Origin of the sequence: Pantoea sp. OXWO6B1 (assembly GCF_001641135.1) — a bacterium.
Lineage (GTDB): Bacteria > Pseudomonadota > Gammaproteobacteria > Enterobacterales > Enterobacteriaceae > Pantoea > Pantoea allii.
Genome location: NZ_CM004291.1, coordinates 127,382 through 142,781, shown reverse-complemented (window position 1 = coordinate 142,781; position 15,400 = coordinate 127,382). Strand labels below are relative to the sequence as shown.

Annotated in this window: 14 protein-coding genes and 3 pseudogenes; 13 read left to right on the top strand and 4 right to left on the bottom strand. The window is 44.9% G+C overall.

Annotation, left to right across the window (positions count from 1 at the left end; genetic code table 11):
- Window positions 1-19: 19 nt before the first annotated feature.
- Both A6A26_RS01935 and A6A26_RS01930 read left to right on the top strand, forming a co-directional pair.
- Complete coding sequence (locus A6A26_RS01935) at window positions 20-1,108, top strand: LD-carboxypeptidase (RefSeq protein WP_063877221.1); 1,089 nt, start codon at window positions 20-22, stop codon at window positions 1,106-1,108.
- A gap of 68 nt (window positions 1,109-1,176) precedes the next feature.
- Window positions 1,177-1,833 carry a DUF2913 family protein gene (locus tag A6A26_RS01930; protein ID WP_063877220.1) on the top strand — a complete coding sequence of 219 codons (657 nt, stop codon included), beginning with the start codon at window positions 1,177-1,179 and terminating at the stop codon, window positions 1,831-1,833.
- A 314-nt stretch (window positions 1,834-2,147) separates the two neighbouring features.
- Here the strand turns inward: A6A26_RS01930 and A6A26_RS01925 are convergent.
- A pseudogene (locus A6A26_RS01925) lies at window positions 2,148-2,571 on the bottom strand (Rpn family recombination-promoting nuclease/putative transposase); the annotation flags it as partial.
- A 96-nt stretch (window positions 2,572-2,667) separates the two neighbouring features.
- Here A6A26_RS01925 and A6A26_RS01920 point away from each other — a divergent pair.
- Window positions 2,668-2,868 (top strand): hypothetical protein, encoded by a 201-nt coding sequence (locus A6A26_RS01920; protein ID WP_063877219.1) that lies wholly within the window; start codon window positions 2,668-2,670, stop codon window positions 2,866-2,868.
- A 215-nt stretch (window positions 2,869-3,083) separates the two neighbouring features.
- Here A6A26_RS01920 and A6A26_RS01915 read toward each other — a convergent pair.
- Window positions 3,084-4,180 (bottom strand): IS3 family transposase gene (locus tag A6A26_RS01915; RefSeq protein WP_371558854.1). Its coding sequence is split into 2 segments (ribosomal slippage): window positions 3,084-3,919 and window positions 3,919-4,180, totalling 1,098 coding nucleotides; the frame shifts between segments, so codons are not numbered across the junction.
- 64 nt (window positions 4,181-4,244) lie between these two features.
- Here A6A26_RS01915 and A6A26_RS25335 point away from each other — a divergent pair.
- The 10 genes and pseudogenes from A6A26_RS25335 to A6A26_RS01855 all read left to right on the top strand — a co-directional run bounded on the left by A6A26_RS25335 (window position 4,245) and on the right by A6A26_RS01855 (window position 13,632).
- Window positions 4,245-5,256, top strand: a pseudogene (locus A6A26_RS25335) (IS3 family transposase).
- A gap of 734 nt (window positions 5,257-5,990) precedes the next feature.
- The gene (locus A6A26_RS01895; protein WP_074180975.1) at window positions 5,991-6,539 is read left to right on the top strand and encodes a fimbrial protein; all 549 of its coding nucleotides are present in this window, start codon (window positions 5,991-5,993) and stop codon (window positions 6,537-6,539) included.
- A gap of 45 nt (window positions 6,540-6,584) precedes the next feature.
- On the top strand, window positions 6,585-7,136 hold the full coding sequence (locus A6A26_RS01890) for a fimbrial protein (protein ID WP_156506632.1): 552 nt from the start codon (window positions 6,585-6,587) through the stop codon (window positions 7,134-7,136).
- Between the two features lie 36 nt (window positions 7,137-7,172).
- Entirely contained in the window at window positions 7,173-9,668 is a 2,496-nt protein-coding gene (locus A6A26_RS01885) for a fimbria/pilus outer membrane usher protein (protein ID WP_156506631.1), read from the top strand.
- A 34-nt stretch (window positions 9,669-9,702) separates the two neighbouring features.
- Window positions 9,703-10,464, top strand: coding sequence for a fimbria/pilus periplasmic chaperone (locus A6A26_RS01880; protein ID WP_063877214.1), 762 nt, complete (start codon window positions 9,703-9,705; stop codon window positions 10,462-10,464).
- A 34-nt stretch (window positions 10,465-10,498) separates the two neighbouring features.
- Window positions 10,499-11,083, top strand: a complete 585-nt coding sequence (locus A6A26_RS01875) for a fimbrial protein (RefSeq protein WP_063877213.1) — start codon at window positions 10,499-10,501, stop codon at window positions 11,081-11,083.
- Window positions 11,076-11,618 carry a fimbrial protein gene (locus A6A26_RS01870; RefSeq protein ID WP_082875134.1) on the top strand — a complete coding sequence of 181 codons (543 nt, stop codon included), beginning with the start codon at window positions 11,076-11,078 and terminating at the stop codon, window positions 11,616-11,618. The genes A6A26_RS01875 and A6A26_RS01870 overlap by 8 nt, the downstream gene beginning before the upstream one ends.
- A gap of 9 nt (window positions 11,619-11,627) precedes the next feature.
- Window positions 11,628-12,104, top strand: coding sequence for a fimbrial protein (locus tag A6A26_RS01865; protein WP_063877212.1), 477 nt, complete (start codon window positions 11,628-11,630; stop codon window positions 12,102-12,104).
- Between the two features lie 9 nt (window positions 12,105-12,113).
- A complete protein-coding gene (locus A6A26_RS01860; protein WP_063877211.1) occupies window positions 12,114-12,635 on the top strand; it encodes a fimbrial protein in 522 nt (173 codons plus the stop codon).
- Window positions 12,636-12,723: 88 nt separating this feature from the next.
- Window positions 12,724-13,632 (top strand): MrpH family fimbial adhesin, encoded by a 909-nt coding sequence (locus A6A26_RS01855; RefSeq protein WP_156506630.1) that lies wholly within the window; start codon window positions 12,724-12,726, stop codon window positions 13,630-13,632.
- Window positions 13,633-13,649: 17 nt separating this feature from the next.
- Here A6A26_RS01855 and A6A26_RS01850 read toward each other — a convergent pair.
- Window positions 13,650-13,799 (bottom strand): annotated as a pseudogene (locus A6A26_RS01850) (transposase); the annotation flags it as partial.
- A gap of 367 nt (window positions 13,800-14,166) precedes the next feature.
- Entirely contained in the window at window positions 14,167-15,198 is a 1,032-nt protein-coding gene (locus A6A26_RS01845; RefSeq protein ID WP_063877208.1) for an IS630 family transposase, read from the bottom strand.
- Between the last annotated feature and the right edge of the window lie 202 nt (window positions 15,199-15,400).

Genomic DNA, 15,400 nt, shown 5'->3' with positions numbered 1-15,400 from the left:
ATTTTTAAGGAAGATAAATATGATTCATATAAAATGCACGGCATTTAAAGAAAGCGCGATCATCATTCTTGTGCTTTTTCTGACCGGGTGTGCGACTACCTCACAGACTATGGTGAAGAAAACAGCTTCCCCGGCTGAAGCGCCTGAACGAAAAGTCTGTTCCGGCCAGAAGGGGACGGTATTCCTGATTGCAAGCTCGTCGCAATATGACGAGAACGTCATCCCGGAGATTGAGACGGCATTTTCTCGCCAGTGCTACTCGGTTGACAAACGATATCTCGACCAAGTGCCTACCCGGTTGGGTTACGTCAACACGGATGAAAAGCGGGCCCGGACCCTTATTAATGCTCTCAGTGATCGCAACGTGCACTACCTCTGGTTTGTCAGGGGCGGCTCGGGAGCGCTCAATCTTTACCCTGCCCTGTATGCAAGCCGGCAGCGTATTTCAGCCTCAATGCCGAAAATCCTCATCGGTTTCAGTGATGTAACGGCCATTCACAGCTTTGTCAGTCATGAACTGAACTGGCCAAGCGTGCATGGCGTGGTGGCGTCTTACAATAAAGAAATGCATGAGGCTGATAACAGTAAAAAACTCAGCATGAACAACAGTTTGAATGAAGTCTTTGAGGCCCTGTCTCACGGGATAAATTACACCGGTATCAAGCCGATGAACTATCAGGCGGTAAAAACAGTAAGGGGTAAACTGGATGGCGGGAACCTGACCCTGGTGCAGTCCCTGTTTTCCACTGTCTATGAGGGCAGCTATTCAGACAAAATTATGATGCTGGAAGATACGGGAGTTACGGCTAAACAGCTTGACCGGACCTTGCATCAGATAGCGTACAGCCGAAAATTCCATCCACGTGCCGTTATCTTCGGTCAGTTTTACGGGCTGAATGCCAGCGACGAGGAAAAATCGCTTTACCGGTATGTGATAAAACAGTTTGCCGACCACTTTAACTATCCGGTTTATTATTATCCGGAATTCGGGCATGGTGAAACTAATCAGCCATTTATTCTGGATCATCAGGCCAGTATTATATGCAGTAGCGCATACAGGCTCTGCAGCCTTACCCAAGGGCCTGTAAAACTGACCCAACAGCTGTAGCGGGCTCAGGCTGTAAACGGGAAACTGCCAGAATCTAGCAGGAAGAATATACAGGAGAAGAGTCCACAGTGACGCTGACAGAAAAATCTGGCCATCTTGCGTGGTGCGCTCTGACCGCACTGGCCCTGGCACGGAAAGACGGAGGTGTATGCTCTGACGCCCAAGAAAATCTTTTTATCATCCGCTGGCTGGCTACCGCCCTGAAGCAGCACCGCTTTCCGCGCGAGGTCGCCCCCGACATTGAATGGCTGCTTAAACAGGGCCGCCGGTACGGTGCAGGAGCAAAGCTGCCCAGCAAGCTGGACTACCTCTGGCGCTCCTGCACTGGCGCGCTGTCTGAACAGAACGACCTGTTCCGGCTGACCTATGCGCTGGAAACCGCGAAGGACATGCACTGGACGTACCGGCTGCTCAGTGACCGGGAGTGGTCGGGACGCCATGCCGCCGCCCTGAACTCTGAGGTAAATGGTATCTACGTGTCCCGGACCAGCTTGGACGCGGCGTTTGACGACAACGGCTGGCAGGTCAGACCGCTGATGGCGCGCCTGACCGGGCGCGTGAAGGGGCTGGAAACGCTGTTTAACCGCTGTGGATGGCGGATTACCGGTGAAGGTCCGTACGGCCTTTATGCAATGACGGCAGAAAATCATCAGTTAACAGAATCATATATAAAATCAGTACAGCAGCTGCTCTCTTCAGCTGACAGGAATAACGGCGCTTACTGACTATAGTGGATGTCTGAAACAAAGGAGTGAATGATGGAACGTGAAGCGATACGGCTGGCACTCAGGGCGCATCCGGACAACTGCATCCGGGTCTTTCACCGCACCCGTACTGTTCGGGGTACACGGAGGGGAGGTTGCTGATAAGGTACTATGGCTGCCTCATCCCCGACGAAATCGTGCTGAAGCCCGTGATGTTTCTGAAGGTGCAGAATTATCTGTGCATCGCCGAACGTTGGGGCAGTGAATTATCGGAGGCTGTACTTGGCGGCTCAGCAGTGCGACCGGAGAGGCCGCTGAATAAGTCAGTGGTGGATTTATGCTAAATCGTCTTCGGTCAGGCCGGTCATTTCCATGACGGTATTGCGGTCAAGACCGTTCTGCAGCATGGTACGGGCAACTTCCAGCTTGCCTTCGTTTCGGCCTTTTTCAATACCCTTTTGTTCAAGCTGTTGTGCGATGGTCATAAGTGCGTCTCCGTGTTGCGGCACACGCTGTACCAGTTCGCGTACAAAGGCTTCGGCCTCGGCTGATTCGCCTGCCTGTACAAATATAGTGTACCAGCGATATCACCTGTGATGAAGACAAATAGCCGGCCAGCATAATTGGGGCCAGCCGGTCGGTCAGTTCTGCCAAGTCCCGCTGATGGATGTGTTTCTGCAGCAGGGTCAGGGCGGCCATGCTGCGGTGGCTGGTCATTTCATCATACAGAATAACAGTAACGTCAACCAGCGGGAAAGCCTGGCAGGCGCCGCAGTTCAGCCTGTTCGTGACCGCAGGGCGGGTTGTCGCTGGCACTCGGCTGGGAGGTGTTCAGTGCGCTGGTCCACTACATGCATGCACGCGTCTGGCAGGGAAGCACGGGCGCGTGTAGCGCCCGGGAAAGCTTGGTATCCCGGGGCGAAGGCAGCAGGGCAGTTCTCGGGCTGGACGGTGGACGGTACGCACATTGCCATGACGACGGAAGAATATTTGGCGCTGGGGGCGGGTTTTCTGGCGGCCGTGGTACCGGTGCCGGCTGAGCTGCGCGCTCTGTAAGGAGATCTGTAGTTAAGCCGCATCTGCGCAGACATCAGTAATACAAGCCGTATTACCTTCGTTTAAGGCTCGAAGCACAGAAGGGAAATTACGGAGCTTTCGTTGCTGAATAATTGACCAGCTCCTCGTTGATTAACACACCCCGATGTTAGTAATGTCATTCATAATGACCCGCTCCCCGTATGTGATCCATTCATAACCAGTAATATCCGGCTTCAGTCTGGCTGAATATTCTGGCAACCGGCAGATTTCCCGGCAAATTCTGACGGCGTCATCCAGCCCAGTGCAGAATGGGGACGTCTCTGGTTATAGTGTATGCGCCAGGCCTCAATTTTGGACCGGGCATCTTCCAGCGACATGAACCCGTTTTCATTCAGGCCTTCCTCCCGCAGCCTGCCGTTGAACGACTCCACCGTCGCATTGTCCGTTGGGGTTCCCGGGCGTGAGAAGTCTATACGGATCCCTCGTTCATACCCCCACTTGTCCAGCATTTTTCCTGCAAACTCAGAACCGTTATCGGTTTTCAGCAACTGTGGTAAAGGACGTCTGAACGCAATACTGTCAAGCATCTCCGCAACCTCCGTTGAGCGCAGATTCTGGCCCACGCAGATCCCCAGACATTCACGCGTGTAGAGATCAATTACCGTCAGCAGGCGTAACCGACGCCCGTCAAATAATGCGTCAGAGACAAAGTCCATGCCCCAGATAAATCCCTGAGGCTGGGGTTGTCGGCGCAGTGCCGATTTGTTACGACGTGGACGTTTGAGACGCAGGGACAGATCCTGTTCGCTGTAGAGTCGACAGATGCGTTTATGGTTATCCCGCCAGCCTTCACGCCTGAGCATGACGTGAACTCTGCGGTAGCCATAGTGGAGCCGGGTTTCGCTGATCTCCCTGATGCGCAGGCGTAGCGCACTGTCGTCTGCTGCCACAGAACGATACCTGAACGAGCTGCGACTGACCCGCAGGGCAAAGCATATTTGCCTTTCGCTGGCTCCGTAGCGTGCCTGCAGATCCTGGACCCATTCGCGCAGTCGCGCCAGCGTCAGTTCTTTTTTGCCAGCACATCCTGCAGCATGGCCTTGTCGGGGCTCAGAACGGCAACCAGCTTCTTCAGCCTGAGATTCTCTTCCTCAAGCTGTCGCATGTGCTTCAGTTCAGATGGGGAAATCCCGCCGTATTTCTTGCGCCACGTATAGAATGTGGCATCGGAGATACCCAGCTTGCGACAGACCTCCGGTACTGATGTACCCAGTTCAGCCTGCCTGAGGGCAAAGACAATCTGTTCTTCAGTGAATCGTGACTTTTTCATCGGCTCAACCTCCGCTCGGGGGGAGTATTAATCATGCAGAAATTCTGTTTCTGAATGGAGCAGGATTTTGGGTCAGGGTCAAACTGTTAAGGATGTCTGCAGTGAAGCCGGTATCTCTGAAGCCAGCTATTACAACTGTAAGGCGAAATACGGCGGGATGGAAGCAGCTGATATCAAAAAAATAAAAGACCCTGAGGACGAAAATCGTCGTCTGAAGCAGATGTTTGCCAGCCTGAGTCTGGAAAATCGTGCGTTAAAATATGTCATCGAAAAAAAGCTTTAAAATCAACGATGAAGCGTGAGCTTGTCAGCTATCTGACGGTGCAATTTTCTATGAGTTTACGCCAGGCATGCAGGACATTATCGCTGAGCAGGACGGTGTATTTTTACAAGCCCGATCTCCGCCGGGATGAGCCCGTGATCCTGGCGATGACAGAAGCGGCTGAACGTTATCCCCGGTACGGTTTTAAGAAGCTGTTCCAGACGCTGCGCAGACAGGGTAATGCCTGGAATCACAAGCGCCTGCACCGGATTTACTGTCTGCTGAAACTGAACTTTCGTCGCAGGGGAAAGCAACGTCTGCCAGTGCGCAACCCGGCACCACTGGCCACGCCGGGGGCGTTAAACCAGAGCTGGTCTATCGATTTTATGAACGATGCGCTGGTGTGAGGCTGGCGCTTCAGAACCTTCAATGTGGTGGATGATTTTAACCGGGAAGCACTGACGACAGAAATCGACCTGAATATCCCGACACAGTGGGTGGTCAGGGTACTGGACAGGATCGTGGCAAACCGTGGTTATCCACTGAAGATGCGGATGGACAATGGGCCGGAATTGATATCACTGACCCTTGCGCAGTGTGCTGAAGAGCATGACGTAATGCTGGACTTTATCAAACCGGGTAAGCCGACGCAGAATGCCTTTATCGAACGGTTTAACCGGATGTACCGGACAAAAATACTGGATTTTACCTGTTCAGAACCCTGAACGAAGTACGGGAAATCACAGAACGCTGGCTGATGGAATATAACAGCGAGCGACCTCATGAATCGCTGAATAACCTGACGCCGAAATAATACAGGCTGATGGCCGAAAATGCGGAAATTTCAAAAAGTCCGTGGAACTAAAACGGGTGTGCTTACTATTAGTATAAATATCTTTAATGTAATATTTTTATGGTTTTCAAGAAGTGCGCAATTTATGTGTTTATTTTCACATGGTTCATATAAAAAACACAAGCAAGGTCAATAATTTCTCCTAAACGTGAAAGAAAAGGTGTGATTTTTTAATTGTACTGTTAGTGGGGCGTTTAGAATTGAAGTGCATATCCGAAATGCATCCACAACAAGGCGTGTAATATTTATGTTTATATTTTGTTGTTAATTTTATTTTCTTTAAAATTTAATACTAAAACAATGGGGAGTGAGGAGATTGAAGTAAGTATGTAACATTTTGTTTTTTATAGTTATTTGCGTTTTCGACTTGGTTTTTTTAATGTTTATATCTATTTATTGAGGTTTTTTGATAGGGAGTTACTATTAAAATCGAAGAAAGTGCCGCGGTTGATTAAGAGAATTATGAATATATAATTATCCGCATCAAGCAAGTTATTTGTTTTTTAACTTACAGTTAATGTTATTTGCTTCTTAAAGGATATCGTTTAAGTAGGAACTGTGAGTATGCAAAAATTCATGCTTGATTTTATATTTTATTAGCTGCTGCATATACTTATCATGACGTGTGTATTAATGTTATTGCATGGTAGCAACTTAAGTTTTTAATTATTAAGCAAGGGAGTTTTTAAGTGAAAATGAAATCAATCTCAGCAGTATTAGGTATGGGATTAATTATTGTTGCGAGTGCGGCTATGGCCGATGATCCACCGACACCGACACCGACACCGACACCGACACCAACTACTGACAGTACACATGTTTATTTCGATGGAACTATTACTAACGCCCCTTGCTCAATCCCAAACGCTTCACGCGACCAACACGTCAAGATGGGTAGTATTGCCGCTCACGTTTTAAAGAATGGTGGTACTTCTGATGCAGAACCATTCCATTTTGACCTGATTAACTGCCCAGTTGGTAGCTCAGTCTCAGTAACCTTTGGCGGAGCGTCTGATCCTAAAGACAAGTCTCTTCTTGCTTTAGGTAGCGGCGAAGCTTCAGGTGCTGGCATTCAGATTCTTGCTGATGGCAAACCTGTAAAACTGGATCAGCCAACTGAGAAGCAGAACCTTACTGAAGGTGACAACACGCTGACGTTCGCTGCACAACTTAAAGGCGACAGTGATTCAGTTACAACAGGAGAATTTTCTGCAGTTTCCAACGTAACTTTTACGTATCAATAAATTTTTAGGGGGCATGCCCCCCTTTTTGAAGGCGGAAAAACATAAGTGTTTTACAAATATACCTGCCTGAAACTTATGTTGCGATGTATTCTTTTATTAAGCTGCATATATAACGGATCTGTGTTAGCTCGTATATCAACTGATCATACACGGCTCACAGTTGAGGGCAATATTCTTGACACTCCATGTTCTATAGATCCCGGTAGCAAAGAGCAAACTATATGGATGGGAGCAACTCCAACTGAATTAATAAAACGAAACGGTGTTGGTGGGGTTGTTCCATTTGTCGTAAAACTTAATGACTGTACGCTTCAGCGCCTGGATAGACGGTTGGCAGACTGGCAAGGTTTTACAATCACGATGAATGGAGTATCTGAAGGTAATGACTTCGCCGTTAGTGGAAATGCGAGTGGCGTTTCGCTCCGAATATTAGATACAGACGGTAAGCGCGTAGTACCAGGTAAATCGCTTCCTAAAGAGCAACTTGTGCAAGGTGATCAAACGCTGAATTTCAGTCTGCAACTCGTTGCGAACCACAAGCCTTTACTAAAAGGTAATTTTCGAGCAGTCGTACGTTTTGGGATTACTTACTTCTGATTTTGTGGTTTGCCAGTTGTAATTGAGGTTATTTATATGTGGTTCAACTATCCCAAATTTACTTTATATTCTCTTCTTTTTCTCATGGGAGTAAGTTTAGTTCATGCAGATGACCTTGGCGTTGATTTCAACACCGATGTGCTGGATGTTAAAGATAGAAATAATATTAATTTGAATCAGTTTTCCCATGCAGGCTATATAATGCCAGGTGAATACAGCATGTCGGTAAATGTAAACGATAGCAGTCTGCAAGAGGAAAACATTGAGTTTATCAAGCTAGATAACAAGCCGGATGAAACTGTAGCATGCCTTTCACCACAGCTTGTAAAGAAGTTTGGTTTTAAAGATGAAATATACCAAAAACTTTCATGGCTAAGAGGCGGTAAGTGTCTGAACGTTCATGCCGATGTGGTTAAGGGTATAGTTGTCAAAGGAGATATTGCTAAGTCGAGACTAGTGGTCACTATACCTCAAGCCTACCTTGAATATACTAGTGCTACATGGGATCCCCCTTCACGCTGGGACGACGGTGTATCTGGTTTAATCTCGGACTATAACCTCAACCTAATGAAGGTACATGGATTAAAAAGCGGTTCATCCAGCTCAAACTTGAGCGGAAACGGAACGGTTGGCATGAATATTGGCGCATGGCGTCTGAGAGCCGACTGGCAAGCTAACCATAGCCGATACGGTGATACTCCAGTCCATCAACAGTGGGAGTGGAACCGATATTATCTTTTTCGCGCTATCCGAAGTTTGGGGGCTAAATTAATTTTGGGTGAGGACTACCTCGACTCAGACCTTTTTGACTCTCCCCGATTGGCGGGGCTAAGACTTGTATCTGATGATAATCAACTACCACCAAATCTTCGTGGCTATGCTCCCGAAGTTACTGGCATAGCTCGTACACATGCAAAAGTTACAATTAGCGACCAAGGACGTATAATTTACGAAAGTCAGGTTGCGCCAGGTCCGTTTCGGATACAAACACTTAGTGATACAACTAATGGTACTCTTGATGTAAAAGTGACAGAGCAGGATGGAAAGATTAAAAAATATCAAATTAACACTGCTACTGTACCTTATCTCAGTCGTCCGGGATTAATAAGATATAAGCTGGCCATGGGCAGGCCCGATGATATGCGCCACCGTGTAAATGGTCCATTACTATCTACAGGCGAATTTTCATGGGGAATAAACAATGGTTGGTCCTTATATGGGGGGAGTCTTTTTGGAAATGGATATCAGACATTGTCTGGTGGTATTGGGCGTGATCTTATGATTTTTGGTGCTTTGGCTGCGGATGTGTCTGCAGCCAGAGCAGACCTGCCTGATAGCAAAAGAACATTTGGAAAATCTTATAAGCTTAGTTATTCGAAAACGTTCGACTCAATTGATAGCCAAGTAACCTTCGCAGGCTACCGCTTTTCTCAGCGAACATTCGTGAGTTTGAACGATTTTCTTGATGCGCTCGATCAGGGTATTAGACCGATTGGCAATAAGCAAATATATACTGTCTCACTTAATAAACAATTCAGTAGTATTGGACTTAGCAGTAATTTTAATATTAGTCGACAAACCTACTGGAACGATACACCAGCAGACGTTCGCTATTCTTTCTCCCTGTCTAAATATTTCGATATAGGACGATTCAAAAATATCAGTTTTTCTCTATCTGCATATCGTAACAAATTTAATAGTGCTTGGGACAGAGGTGGGTATTTTTCCATCTCTCTTCCTCTGGGTAATGCGGATACTATTTCGTATTCTGAAAGCATGTCGAACGGTGTTCTGGAGCACGATGCTACTTATTTTACGACAATCGACGAACACAATAGTTATCAGGTTAGTGCGGGTAATGGGAATACTGGGTCAACAGGAAGCGCATCTTTCTCTCACGAAGGTAGTAGTTCAGAAATTGATGCGAGCGCGGGGTGGCAGGAAGGAAACTATGTTTCTGGAGGCCTTACACTACGGGGTGGGATGACTATAACTGCCTGCGGTGCTGCAATGCACCGTACTTCTCAGGCTGGCGGAACACGACTGATGCTTGATACTGAGGGCGTTTCTGGTGTGCCAGTCCATGGTTATGGAAGTACTACAAATACCAACGCTATCGGTATAGCTGTTATTAGTGACATAACCAGTTACTATCATAATGAGGCAAGTATAGATATGGACCACTTGCCAGATGACGTTACAGCAAGCTCTTCGGTTGTAGCAGATACGCTAACAGAGGGTGCAATTGGTTACCGCCGATTCAGTGTTGTTGCAGGTAGACAGGCAATGGCAGTTATTGGTCTCAAAGATGGTCAGATGGCACCCTTTGGCGCTACAGTAAGAAATGCGAAAGGTCAGCAAACTGGCTTGGTTGGGGATAGCGGAAATACTTGGCTGTCTGGGATGAGACCTTCAGAAACCATGAGCGTCGAATGGGATGGAAAAGTGCAATGTACTTTTAAGCTTCCTAAAAGGCTAGATGTACCAGCTCTTTTTCTGCCCTGTATACGCAGTGGTAACCACGTTAATTGAAATATTACCTCCAAATAAGATATAAGGAATCGAAATGAAGAAAGCCCGATTTATGACAATGTCAGTTGGTATTTTAGTAACCATGCTAAATACTCAACAAGCCAATGCTGCGCTTGCGCTGGATCGTACACGAGTCATTTTCCCGGGGGGGGGGAAATCCGTCACCGTTAATATACATAATGAAAACACCTCGCTTCCCTATTTAGCACAATCTTGGGTTGAGGACGAAAAAGGTAATAAAATTTCCTCACCGTTAGTCGTCGTACCTCCTTTACAGCGTGTCGAAGCGGGCTCCGCTTCTCAACTCCAAATTAAAGCCTTACCTGATGTAAAGTCTTTACCACAAGATAGAGAGTCGGTTTTTTACTTCAATCTGCGTGAAATACCGCCTAGAAGCAATGAGCCAAACACTCTTCAACTTGCGCTTCAGACGCGTATAAAATTGTTCTACCGTCCAAAAAGCATTTTGCCATCACATGCACAAATGATGACGCCATGGCAGGACAGTTTAACATTATCCCGCGAAGGTGATGACTATAAGGTGATTAATTCAACGCCATACTTTATTAGTTTGGTTTCTGCAGGTTCTAAGAACAGCGATGCGGCTCGCTCAAAAAAATTCAAACCTTTAATGGTTGCTCCTAAAGGAAATGCATCACTTGGTGTGTCTGCCGCCAGTCTCGGATCGAAACCAACGATTTCCTACATCAATGATTATGGTGGCACGCGAGTTCTGACCTTTAAGTGCAATGAGAGTCAGTGCAAGGTATCTGGGGATGAGGACTTTAAGAATTGAACTTTGACATAACTGCAGGCAACATGAGAAGCCGATGACATATTTCAAACGCTTAATATTAATGACTTTTATCGCATTGGAATTGTTCATTGGTTATGTATACGCTGATGATAATATTGCTAACGGTGATAGTGGGGTTCTGTATGTTGGTGGGGAGCTAACACATGGAGCATGCAATATTGAAACTTCTTCACGATGGCAAACTTTAGCTATGGGAACTATCAATAGTGGAGAGCTCTCTCGACCAGGGGTCAAAGCCCATGGTAAATCGTTTCATCTACGCCTACGCGACTGTGTTACAAATAGTACTGAAGATGAGAAAATTACCACATCCAACTCACTAGGAATAATGGATGAGCCTGTAGTCCGTATCAGCTTTGTAAGTAAATTAGATGAAGATAATTCAAAGCTGATTGCGGTATCAGGCGCGAAAGGGTTTGGCCTTCTTCTGGAAGATGCTGCGCATCATCCTGTTCAGCTAAACCAAATAGGAGAACCAATGGTGATAGATGGAAATAGTGACGAGCTCATCTTCTGGCTATTTGCACAGCGAACAGTGGCTCCTTTACATGAAGGGGCATGGCACAGCGTGGTTAATATGAGGCTAAGTTATGAATAAGTGCTATTTAGCCATTCAGAAGTTATCAATCTACGTACAAGCGGGACTCTTTATTTTTTTCTTCAAGACAGCATTTGGTGCTGCAGGGTTTGATTATGGTGAAAATTTCGGACAATTAAATGAAGTTACTGTCACTGGGGTGGTAATAAAACCGCCTCCATGTATTGTAAATGATAACAATACTGTTGATGTTAACTTTGGCAATTCTTTAGATGTGAATAGAATAGACGGTAGACGTTACATCAAGGACATTAATTATACCTTGAAGTGTGATGGCACAACAAGTAATACAATGAGTATTTTAATCAAAGGTAATACGGCTAACTTTGATGGTGGGGCTGCATTAGATGCCGGACACGACGGACTCGGTATTGAACTTCAGAGCGGAGGTAAAAAACTAAATATTGGCCAAAAAATTAAATTTACTTGGCCCGATTTGCCCAAACTACAGGCTGTACCGGTTAAGAAAGCGGGTGCTCATCTTAAAACTGGAGAATTTGATGTGGGCGCAACCATGATAGTGGAATGGCAGTAGGGATGACTAATGAAACGTAATCTTTTTTTTATTATATTATATTTTCCTTTGTGCGTTTTTTATGCTAATGCTGTCGAAAATATGAGGTTTCATGGAACACTAATTAATACTCCAGATTGTCATATTAACAACGGGGAAACTATCCAAGTGGAATTTAACAATGTAGGAGTTAATAAAGTCAACGGTGTAAATTATGCAAAGAAAATAGACTACACTATATCATGTGACGGAGATGTTGACGAAAATCTTTACCTTTCAATGGATGGGGAGGGTGTAAGTTGGGATGCGGCGGCAGTTAAGACATCTTCCGATAACCTTGCTATCGAAATACGACGGGATGGACAACCGTTTGTATTAGGAACAAGAATTAAATTAGAGCCTGGCAAGCTACCTGAACTAATAGCTGTACCTGTAAAAAAAAGTGGTAATTCTTTAGCATCTGGTGAATTTAGTGCCGGAGCGACACTGATTGCTTCTTACCAATGAGGGTCGAAAATGAATATCAAAATTATAATAATCATGTTGTTTCTTTTACTTTTTAAAGCCGCAAATGCAGAAAGTAATTTAAATTTTCATGGTACACTGGTTGCTTTACCATGTAATATCCCTGAAAGTGATAAAAAAATAAAAGTAAGTCTTGGGGTAATAGAATTACACAAGATTTATCTAGACCAACTTATGCCGCGTGTACCTTTTTTACTGCATCTTCGAGACTGTGATCCTAATGTAGCTAATAAACTTAGCATCACTTTTGAAGGGGGTGAGGATAAAAATCTTCTTGGCTTTCTTGCTATAAATAAAAATTCCGAAGCATCAGGGATAGCCATAGGATTAGAAAATGACGCAGGTCGACAAATTAAGATAAATCAAAAAAATTCAATGTATAATATAACCGGAGGCGATAACGAGATATTATTCAAAGCCTACCTAAAAGCCGATCCTGAAAGAATTAAAAAGAGAAATGTTAGTTCTGGTTCTTTCAATGCATCTGCTACTATGAAAATAGACTATTATTAAAATTTACTTAGATTTTAGCGCGCTTGATTTCCCTCATTCTTGTTACAATGTCTTGTTTTTGTTAAATTATATGAAAAAGTGAGTAGCTATGCAAAAAAATCAATCGATTAATTTATTTTATTGCCCCCTAATAGGAAAGAAAAAAATGCAAAAATACTTTTTTATGCCCTTTATATTTTTTATTTTATTTGCATTTTCTAAATTTTCATTATCACAAACCTTGATATTAGATCAATTTAGTTGGACAAAGTTAGATGATCACACTGGAAAAGTGTTGAGTATTAAGGCACATGCCTACATGGGTGCTGGAGCAGGGGGCCCATGCGCAGGAAGTACTGAGTGGAAAAGTGGTCTTTTTCATAAGTATAAATGTAGCATATTACTTGGTGATCCGTCCTTACATAACAACGTAAACAATAATAAGATGGTCATGGTATTTAATTCAAACAGGAGCATAGCAAGCGACACACCAGTAGTATTGGATAGTGTAAATTCTTTAGTTGGTAAGGAATTTCCAATCGAAGGAGGAACAAATGTGTACGCATGCTTATTTGAAGATAGTGTCAGCCCTTATAGTACGGTATTTTCTGGACTTCCCTTCGCTTGTAACGGAAAACCTATACCTCCTGTTCCGAATAAAGTTTATTGCAAGCTTACTAAACAAGTTAATATTAATTATGGTGTTGTAAAGGATGATGAAATTAATGGGCTAAAAAAATCTGCTACTACAGAGTTAATTTGCAATGGAGATGCAACAGTAGAAATAAAAGTAAAAAATTCAACTAAGAGTTCGAATGTTATATACTTGAGAGATGATAAGTCAATATCTTCTAAACTTACCGTGGACGGAAAAGATACTTCAAGTACAGGTATTGAAATGAAAATGAAGGCAAATGCTCCTCAAAATGTTGTCATAAATAGTGAGCTAATTTCATCAGGCTCTGTTAATGCCGGAGAGTTTAGAGGGGCCGGTATAGCTGTTATATCTATTCAGTGAAAAAGATTAAGCTTGAGAGGAAGTGACCTGCCCCCAAACTTCTTACGCCAGGTGTAAAAGGTTGCGTCAGAAATAGCATGCTTACGGCAGAGCTCACGGGCGGAAATGCCAGCCTCGGCCTCGCGGAGAATACTGATGATCTGTTCGTCAGAAAAACGCTTCTTCATGGGGATGTCCTCACGTTGCTGATGAAGACATTACTGACATCGTCGTGTGTTAATTAACGGGGAGCAGGTTACAAAGATTATTAAAAAAATTTAAAACATTTGCCGTTTCAATAAAGCGATAATAAGATAAATTATTTAGAATCTCAGTTTTAGTGGTTTTATGATTTTTATTTTTTGTTAAGTTTATATTTCATAAATAGGACCTTCCCTTTTCGTACACTATAATATAAAATTTGTACTTTACATCTCTCCAAAAAATGGGCTGAGTAATCAGCCAGCGTTTGAACTAAAGTCTAATAACAACCAATATGAAACTTGGAAAACTAGTTATGCTTTAAACGATGCTAAATAGCTGCGCCGAATACCGCTACACTTTCGCCAGCCCATGCTTACCTCCGGGGAATGGGCTGGCCGTTTCCATAAAATGATGAACTTTTCTTAACAGTTGCCACATCGAACGGCACTGATGATTGCGTGTTATCGTGTCGTGAAGCGCCTGCCATAGCCGTTCAACATGATTTACCCATGGCGAGTACACCGGCTGATAAATCACCCTGAACTTCGGATTTTGCTTCAGCCAGCGCTGTGTTTCACGGCTTTTGTGGATAATGTAGTTGTCCACGATCAGCGTGATAGTTTTCGCCCGACGGTACGTCGCTTTAAGCCGCTTCAGCAGGCTGGTGAACAGCGCCGAACTTTTGCTGTTGCCGCCCACGTAGCTGACTTTACCTGTTCCGCTGTGCAGTGCTCCGGCCAGATAATATTTTTCATTCTGCCCTGGCGTCACTACGCGTTTTTGTTGTCCGCGCAGCTGCCAGTCCGCACCGATTTTGGTATTAAGATGGATATCCACTTCATCTTCATAAAAGACCGGATGCTCTGCGCTGCATTCGTCCAGTGCTTTGTGGATTGCTGCCATCTTTTCATCCTTATGCGGGTCACGGATACGCAGAGTTGGCGCGGCCCTTCGCCACACAAGCCCCGCAGACGGCAACCAGCGGCGAACGGTTCCGGCATGTAACTGGCAACCGGTTATCTCATTGATTTTTATTGCCAGAAGTTCTGTACTCCAGCGTGAGCGCTGGTAGCCAAAATCGCCGGGAGCATGTTTTACCAGCTCACGTAATAACGTGCAGATATGCTCAAACGGCCAGCGACGGGTTCGTCCGGCAGGCAATGATTTCAGTCCTGTAACACCCGACAGCGTGAACCAGTTAATCCAGCGTCCGACGGAGGAACGGGCACAGCAGAGCGTTCTGGCAACATCGCTGACGCGATCGCCCCTATGCAGCATCAGCATGGCAGTCAGCCTGCGGGCATAATTTTTATCGTGAGTTTTATGGATAGCTTTCTGCATCAGGCGTCTTTCGTCACGGGGAATTGGTGCTATGATCGGCATCGCTCAGTCCGGTTGGTGATTTTGGTTGGTTTGACGATTGATCAGATCGCACAATCCGGGCTGAGTTCCCTCAAAGTGATCTACTATTCCGCGCAGCTATTTAGCCCCCGAGTTAGAAAATCGCAGTATCTGATTATTTTTTATCAGGCTAAAAATTCAACCATCTTTATTACGAAGATAATAATAAAATATAACTTTTGTA

Excerpts from the sequence above, each read along its gene's own strand:
- A6A26_RS01865 (WP_063877212.1), top strand. The coding sequence starts at position 11,628 with ATGAAACGTAATCTTTTTTTTATTATATTATATTTTCCTTTGTGCGTT.
- A6A26_RS01885 (WP_156506631.1), top strand. The coding sequence starts at position 7,173 with ATGTGGTTCAACTATCCCAAATTTACTTTATATTCTCTTCTTTTTCTC.
- A6A26_RS01845 (WP_063877208.1), bottom strand. The coding sequence starts at position 15,198 with ATGCCGATCATAGCACCAATTCCCCGTGACGAAAGACGCCTGATGCAG.
- A6A26_RS01855 (WP_156506630.1), top strand. The coding sequence starts at position 12,724 with ATGCAAAAAAATCAATCGATTAATTTATTTTATTGCCCCCTAATAGGA.
- A6A26_RS01880 (WP_063877214.1), top strand. The coding sequence starts at position 9,703 with ATGAAGAAAGCCCGATTTATGACAATGTCAGTTGGTATTTTAGTAACC.
- A6A26_RS01860 (WP_063877211.1), top strand. The coding sequence starts at position 12,114 with ATGAATATCAAAATTATAATAATCATGTTGTTTCTTTTACTTTTTAAA.
- A6A26_RS01920 (WP_063877219.1), top strand. The coding sequence starts at position 2,668 with ATGCACGCGTCTGGCAGGGAAGCACGGGCGCGTGTAGCGCCCGGGAAA.
- A6A26_RS01935 (WP_063877221.1), top strand. The coding sequence starts at position 20 with ATGATTCATATAAAATGCACGGCATTTAAAGAAAGCGCGATCATCATT.
- A6A26_RS01870 (WP_082875134.1), top strand. The coding sequence starts at position 11,076 with ATGAATAAGTGCTATTTAGCCATTCAGAAGTTATCAATCTACGTACAA.
- A6A26_RS01895 (WP_074180975.1), top strand. The coding sequence starts at position 5,991 with ATGAAATCAATCTCAGCAGTATTAGGTATGGGATTAATTATTGTTGCG.
- A6A26_RS01875 (WP_063877213.1), top strand. The coding sequence starts at position 10,499 with ATGACATATTTCAAACGCTTAATATTAATGACTTTTATCGCATTGGAA.